The following is a 7,344-nucleotide window of genomic DNA, read 5'->3' on the forward strand; positions in this document are numbered from 1 at the left end:
AATAAGGGGTGAGATTCACCCCTTACTGCGTAATAATTAAAATTTAGGAAACCCCTAGTTATTTTAAATTACCAAAAGAAGAACCTCTTGCGAAGTTCTTCCCTTATCTTATGCTTCTTTCTTCTTTAAAAGAACATAACCTAATAATGAAATCATACTAAAGAATGCAGCGAAACCTAACATAGTAGAATCACCAGTCTGTGGTTTTTTGTTTGGTTTAGTTGTTTCAGTACCAGTTCCAGGTTTAGAAGGTGTAGAAGGTGTAGATGGTTTAGAAGGCGTTTCTGGAGTAATTTCAGGGTTCTTTTCTAACTGAGCCACCGCATCACTTAACTTCTTAGTAAGTGCATCTACTTCTTCCTGAGTTAATTCTTCTTTATTTTCTAGTTCTTCCTCAATAGCCTTGATGACTTCTAGTAAGTTCTTATAGCTCTTTTGTGTATATAACTTACTATCTGTATTCTTAGCCTGAGCAAGTAATAGATCAAGTTCAGCAGTATTGCCTCTTCTTACAAGTTTCTTAGAAGCTGTATCTAACTTTTCAGTCAATGCAGTGATTTCTTCACTTGTATGTTCAGCCTTTAATGCTTCCTTCACTTCTTCTAATACTGGTAAGAATGCCTTGTAGCTAGAAGCTGTATAGTCTTCTTCCTTGAATGAAGCGACTTTATTTTCTAATACCTTAACTTCTGCATCAGATGCCTTTAATACAAGGTTCTTTCTTGCTTCCTGAAGTTTCGCATAAGCTTCTTCAATTTCAGAAACAGTTGCATCTTCTTTATTCAAGATAGCTTCTGCGTTCTTTAAAGCATCCTGGAAAGGCTTAACTGTTGAAGTTAAGTAAAGTGAAGTATCAAGAGTCTTCAAATTATTCGAATCGATATAGTCTCTTAATGTCTTCTTGCTGATAGAAGTCTTCGTAACAAGAGCAGCTTTCGCATTACGTAATGCTTCTAACATTTCATTGACTTCATCAACAGATGCATCCTTGTTCTTAACAAGTTTTTCAGCATCTGCTTTTACTTTCATAAGAGCGTTATAGCTTTCTTCTGTATAGTCATCTTTAGAAAGCTTTTCAATATCTTTAATTTCTTGATCGAGAGCTTTTAAATCACCACGTACAACTAATGCATCAAAAGAGGCTTTAAGGTCAGCTTTTGCAGTTTCTAAGGCATCCTTTTCACCCATCTGAGTGTTATATACGTCTAATGCGTGAGTTCTTGCTGTACTATATGCTTTATAACTTGTTGTAGTGTACTTATCTTCATCTACATGTAAAGAGTCAATGTAGTTCTTCAGGTCCTTAGCACATTCACTCTTATATTTATCATCAGTTAATGTGATAATTTCAGAAATAGTAGGAATATGATTTTCTTCCCATTCAAACTTTAACTTATATACATTACCATGAGGGATATAGAATTCAATTAAAGATTTTCTTAAAGTACCTAACTGTACCCATTCTTTATCTTCTTCAGGTACATTTCTAGTTGTTACTTCTTTATCAATTAATGCATATACCTTAGCATTGCTGATTTCACCCTTCTGGATAATATTGAATTTCTTTACATCAAGCTTATCAGAAAGAGTATAAGTGATATAACCCGCTTTATTTGATCCTGGTTTATAAGCTGTTAAAAGGTCACCATCAATCATATACTGGGGTTTATAACCTTTTGCTTCTGTGACATTAGAATCAAATGTAGGGTCATTATCTTCAGGCGCATATTCTCCATCATTGATCATGATTTCGTTGAATACAACAGCTCTAGAATGGTTAGATGCAGTAAATAGGATTCTTAAGTAACGAGCTGGTACATGTTCTGCAGTACCTGATACATATACCTTATTAGGATATGTACTAGATGCTTTATATCCTGCATCAGAATCGATACATTTAACCATTGAATCACCAGTGTTTTCAACACCATCACCAATTGTCACAACATCTGTCCAGTTTTCTAAATCACTAGAAACACTGATAATACCATCTCTAATATAGTTATAGGCACTATCCTGACAATACATTGCAATCTTATCGATATTTCTCATCTGACCTAAGTCATAGATAATATACTGTCCTTTTAATGGGAAATCACCAAATTCTGTTGTAGAATCAATGTTGCCATCAAATGCAGCCCCATTGTTTCTAGAATCTTCTGCAACACCCCAAGATGGGTTGATAGTCATAGTTGTCTTATATACGTATGGTGCAGTGATTTCTGTAGAATGTACCACAAACTTATTCATAGTTAACTTCACATCAGAACTCTTCTTATTGATCAAACGTACATAACGTGCATCTGGAAAGTTCTTGTTTAAGTCTTTTACTTCAACCCAGTCATGTGCATTCACTGAAGCTTCTAATACAACTTCACCACTATAATCAAGTTCTAACTGTTTTAGATCTTTAACTCTTGATAACTTCACACCTACATATTGTTTAGGTGCCAAAGTCATTTCTTTTGTATACACTAAATCTGTACGATCTAATGTACTCTTTGAATGTAACTTATAGTCTGTATTTGTATAAACAGCCTTGTCATCATATTCATTCACTACATCAGTATGGTTGAATGTCTTTACCTTCCACCAATAACCTGCTGTATCACTCTGAAGATGTAATTCAAGGTTTCTTACACGAATTGCCTTAGCAGTCAAATCCTGACCTTCTACATTTAAATGAACAGTGGCATCACCAGCATATTCTTTTAATGTTTTCCAAGTTGTACCATCTTCTGTATATTCTAATGCATATCTAGTGATCTTATCAGTACCACTATCCTGTACGAAATTGATAGTACCTAACTTCTTAGTGTTATTGAATGTAAGAGTCACTGCTGCATCTACTGGAATATAGTCCTTGATTTCTCCTGCTTTATATGGAGATTCAGCAAAATGCGCATATGTAGATTCATTATCATCTAATAAGTTATCTAATGAACCACCCTTTACACCAATCTTAGTCATAGATAATGTACCCTTATCAGTGCTTGTAGAAGGAATAGTCGTTGGGTTAACTAAGATATCTCTTACACCTAACCAAGTGTTACTCTTATCTGCAGTCGCAATCATACGGATACCCTTAACACCTTTTAAGTTAAGGTCTGTTAATTCTACATTGTTTGGTAAGTCATATTCTGTTTCATTGACATCAGTCCAGTTCTTACCATCAGTAGTATACTGTACTTTCGCTTTTAAGAATGTATCTCTAGGGTTAGAGTTCGCACCCATTCTAAAGATGACATGGTTTACATCAATTGCCTTAGAATACTTGATACCTACATAAGTACCTGCAGAAATAGTATTAGGGCTCTTGTAAACTAATTCTGTAGAAGCATTACCATCAAAGATGTTATCTTCCTTACCATCTGGAGTATCTTCACGGTTAGTGATATATTTCGCAATCTGTTTATCTGGATTAACGATTGTAGATACGACTTCAGATAAATAAGAATCTAATGATTTAATAAATGGTACGATATGCTGTACACCTACTTCAGCATATTCTAAATGGTCTACATAGTGGAAACCATAAGACTTGCTCTTTTCAAAAGCAGCTTGTGCATTGGCATAATAGTCCCAGATAGATGCATTGTCTTCTTCATTCTGTGCAGCTCTAATACCTTTAATATAGTTTAAAGCAGCATTTGTTGTATCATCCCAGCAGTTTAACCAGTAAACAATCTGAGACTTGATTCTTTCATTACCGCTTGCACGATAAGTTTTAGACGCATTCTGTAATACTGTGAATTCGTTGATGATGTCATCAAATTCTTCATCAGTGATCTTTTCACCTTTAGATATTTTAGTCTTAAATGCATTGAGTTTTTCTTTTAATTCAACAGATTCTTCTAAACGAGTCACTCTGCTATCCATATTCTGGTTGATCATATGTTTAGATAATTCTCTTAAAGCAGTTGATGCTTCAGTTTCTTCATAACCATTATGATCCACATATTTGAATGAAGCATTATAGCACTTATTTGCTTCTTCTTCAGTTTTCCAGATATTCCATGAATAACATGCATTACCAAATATTGCGACTTTACTTGGTTCTGACTGCTGCATTGGGTTTAATACAATACCCTGTATCTTAGAAGGATCAACACCTGGATGAAGGAATGTTGTATAACCACCCATGATTAGATGCTTCTTAGAGTTATCAGTACATGGCCAGTTGATCCACATATAAGGACCACGACCTGCAGTATTAGTGAATGAAGAAGTAAAGTTATTAGTTACTTCACCCCATACACGTCCACCAGTCATAATAATCTGTACGTTTTCAGGGAAGTCACGGTAGTAAGACTGACCATAACCCATATATTCCTGAGTACAGAATGGTAATGTCAACTTTAAGCCAGGGTAAGAAGGCTGTAATTCTTTAAGCCAGTTAGACATATCTGTCAATGTTCTTGTATAATTAGCACCACCTACGTTACCAGCATCGTCTGCAAGAATTGCAATCTGACGAACACCAGCATCAATAACCTGTTTAAACTTAGCCTGCATAACCTTTAAGTCAGCCTGATAGTTTGCTTCAGAGTTATAACGGATTGGGTGATTCATATAAGGATGTAAGGCAAATACGAAACGGCATTTAGATTTGTTTCCAGCCTCTGCAAGTGGTTTGATCTTTGTATTGATTTCTTCTTCTGTATAAAGGTCACGCCACTTAGCGTTATGCTTTGGATCATCTTTAGGAGCATAGAAATAAGAATTAAGCTTATAATAGCCTCCCCATTCCATCAATTTACAACGATCTTCTGTTGACCATGGATTCCCATAATAACCCTCAATAAATCCACGGCTTGCAACATCCGCATAATCCTCGATAGAGAAGTTTCTAATTGTTTTCCCCTCTACCTGTTTAAAAATGTGATATAAGCTTGTAAGTCCATAAAAAGCAGCATCCGTATCTTTACCTAAGATAGAAATAGTGCCTTTATCAGACTTTAAAGCATAAGAATCAAGTTTATCAAATAAACCTGCTGAAGTTGTTCCAAACTGTGAATCTACATATTGTTTAGAACCCTTCACACCAACAAGAATGTTTGTCTTTCCAGCTTTCTTTTCACTAGAAATACTTGCATTCATGCCTTTTAATGCAAGAACTTCATTTAGTCTTGCTTTTGTGTCTTCATCAATACCATCTTCATAGACAACATTGACCTGACTTGTCATTTCATAATCCCCATCACTATAATTCATAGAATGTGGATTAGGATAGACTTCATACCCTGTATCAGCTTTTACAGTCACTGGAAAAGCTGATACACAGCCTAATGCAACAAGAAAACTTACTGCATAAGTAATGATTTTCTTTCCTTTCATCATGTTCTCCTTTCTTTTATATTTTGTCTCATTTCATGCTCCTAGTTGATGAAATGAGTATTCAAACATGGATTTTTACAAAAAATAAAGACCAAATAAAGTATGACAAAAAAATGTATGTCATAATCTTTATTTGGTCTTGCCTGCTTAGAGTAACAATCCACATTGACTCAATTAGTATAACAGTATCTATTATATTAAGCAAGCGTTTTCATATCTTATTTTATGATATTTTTAGGCATTTGAAGTCAGCAGAACGTGAAACTGATAATTTAATCATGCCAACAATTAATAGTTTATTATGATTTTTTGATAAGAACGCAAAAAAAATAACTACCTCGCTCTCGGCAAAAGTTTGAGGTAATTATTTCAAACATACAAATCCAAGGGCAACCGCTTACTGGTTGTTCCTTCTTTCATATTCATTATAGTTTACGCCAAAATCAAAGTCAACATGCATCTTTTTATAGTTTTACTGCATAACACGTTTAATATGTATACACAAGAATGTCTGTTCATCCGGTGATAAATCATATTTATATTTCTCTTTTATATGTTTCACAATACGATTAATACACATTGAGAGTCTTAAGTTCTCTTTTAATAGTTGTCTGATGTCTTCTGTTGTATCTTTAAGGTTTATTTCCTGTCCTGTAAAGATACGTTCAGCTAAGTATTTTAAATGCGTAGAGAGTCTTGCATAACTGAGTGACTGAGGAGAAATAGTCACCTTCATACTATTTTCAATAATACCGATAATATCAGTCACAAAGCTTAATATCTTAGTCGCATTATGGGTATTATTGTCCATTGAGAAATTCACTAAATGCAAGGCTATATAGTTGGCTTCTTCTAGATCCAATGTAATACCTGTTTTCTTCTTAATATAGCTTAATGCCCATAAACCTATTTCATATTCATTCTTATAAAGAATACTTACATCTCCAAGTATGACATAAGGGATTCTTATATTCTCCTGCTTACGTTTTAAGGCAAAGGAAATATGATCTGTCATAGTAAGGAATATTTCCCCATAATAGCGTGATTTAAGCTTCTTAATTGCACGAGAGACAATCTTATCAGTCATCTCATAACAATCAGGAGAGATATCATCATCTCTTTCTAATCTTTTATGAGGGTCTTCTTTAAACATATATGTCTTTTCTATTTTAGTGGAATCAACACTATCCCCTACCTTCTTCTGGAACCCTATTCCTGAACCTGTTAGGATAATATCTCCTAATTCTGGTGAGATAGCCGCAATGGAATTGTTGTTGAAAATCTTAATAATTCTCATAATAGTCCCCTTTACATTAATATATCGTTCATCGCATCCGCAATGAACTGGGCATTGGTGCCTACTAATATCTGTACATTATGGTTTCCTGCAATTGTGACATGTTCATAGCCTAATTGAGATATTTCGTCTTTATTAATAGAATGTATGTCATTTAACTCTACTCTTAAACGTGTAATACAGGCATCTGCAGATATACAATTACTTCTACCACCAAGAGCTTCCACAAAACAAATAGCCAAATCATCATAATCAAATGATTGTTTTGTACTAACTTCATCTTTCATACGTCCTAGTGTCATGAGATTAAAATGAAGAATCATAGTTCTAAATACAATATAATAGAGCACACCACAGATGACTCCTAAAAGAATCAAATAGTTGGCATGATAGGAGAATGGTGCCTTAAAACTCAATATATAGTCTATAAGACCAGCTGAGAAACTAAAACCAGCGAGCCAGTGAAATGATGCAGCTATAAACATCATGATTCCTGTCATGACTGCATGGGCGATATATAAACTAGGTGCTAAAAACATAAAAGAAAACTCTAATGGTTCTGTAATACCTGTTAGAAAGTAAGCGCCAAATAATATAGTGGATAGAAATAGACCTCATCATGTTAGATAATTAAAGTGTTTTTAGATACTAAATTTGCTATATATAGTGTTTTTAGCCACTAAATTTGCTATATGTAGTGATTTTAGCAC

General features: G+C 34.2%; 3 protein-coding genes. All 3 read right to left on the bottom strand.

All coding sequences use genetic code 11. The features are described from left to right. Positions 1 to 108 precede the first annotated feature (108 nt). Positions 109 to 5,337 carry a beta-N-acetylglucosaminidase domain-containing protein gene (locus EAI80_RS11010; protein ID WP_238634581.1) on the bottom strand — a complete coding sequence of 1,743 codons (5,229 nt, stop codon included), beginning with the start codon at positions 5,335 to 5,337 and terminating at the stop codon, positions 109 to 111. Between the two features lie 472 nt (positions 5,338 to 5,809). Then, positions 5,810 to 6,634, bottom strand: coding sequence for a PRD domain-containing protein (locus EAI80_RS11015; RefSeq protein WP_129982056.1), 825 nt, complete (start codon positions 6,632 to 6,634; stop codon positions 5,810 to 5,812). An 11-nt stretch (positions 6,635 to 6,645) separates the two neighbouring features. Then, on the bottom strand, positions 6,646 to 7,173 hold the full coding sequence (locus EAI80_RS11020; RefSeq protein WP_238634583.1) for a PTS transporter subunit EIIB: 528 nt from the start codon (positions 7,171 to 7,173) through the stop codon (positions 6,646 to 6,648). Between the last annotated feature and the right edge of the window lie 171 nt (positions 7,174 to 7,344).

Source organism: Catenibacterium sp. co_0103, assembly GCF_004168205.1.
In the GTDB taxonomy this organism is placed as follows: Bacteria; Bacillota_I; Bacilli_A; order Erysipelotrichales; family Coprobacillaceae; genus Catenibacterium; species Catenibacterium mitsuoka_A.

Coding starts and splice junctions, on each gene's coding strand:
- EAI80_RS11010 (WP_238634581.1), bottom strand. CDS start 5,337: ATGAAAGGAAAGAAAATCATTACTTATGCAGTAAGTTTTCTTGTTGCA.
- EAI80_RS11015 (WP_129982056.1), bottom strand. CDS start 6,634: ATGAGAATTATTAAGATTTTCAACAACAATTCCATTGCGGCTATCTCA.
- EAI80_RS11020 (WP_238634583.1), bottom strand. CDS start 7,173: ATGTTTTTAGCACCTAGTTTATATATCGCCCATGCAGTCATGACAGGA.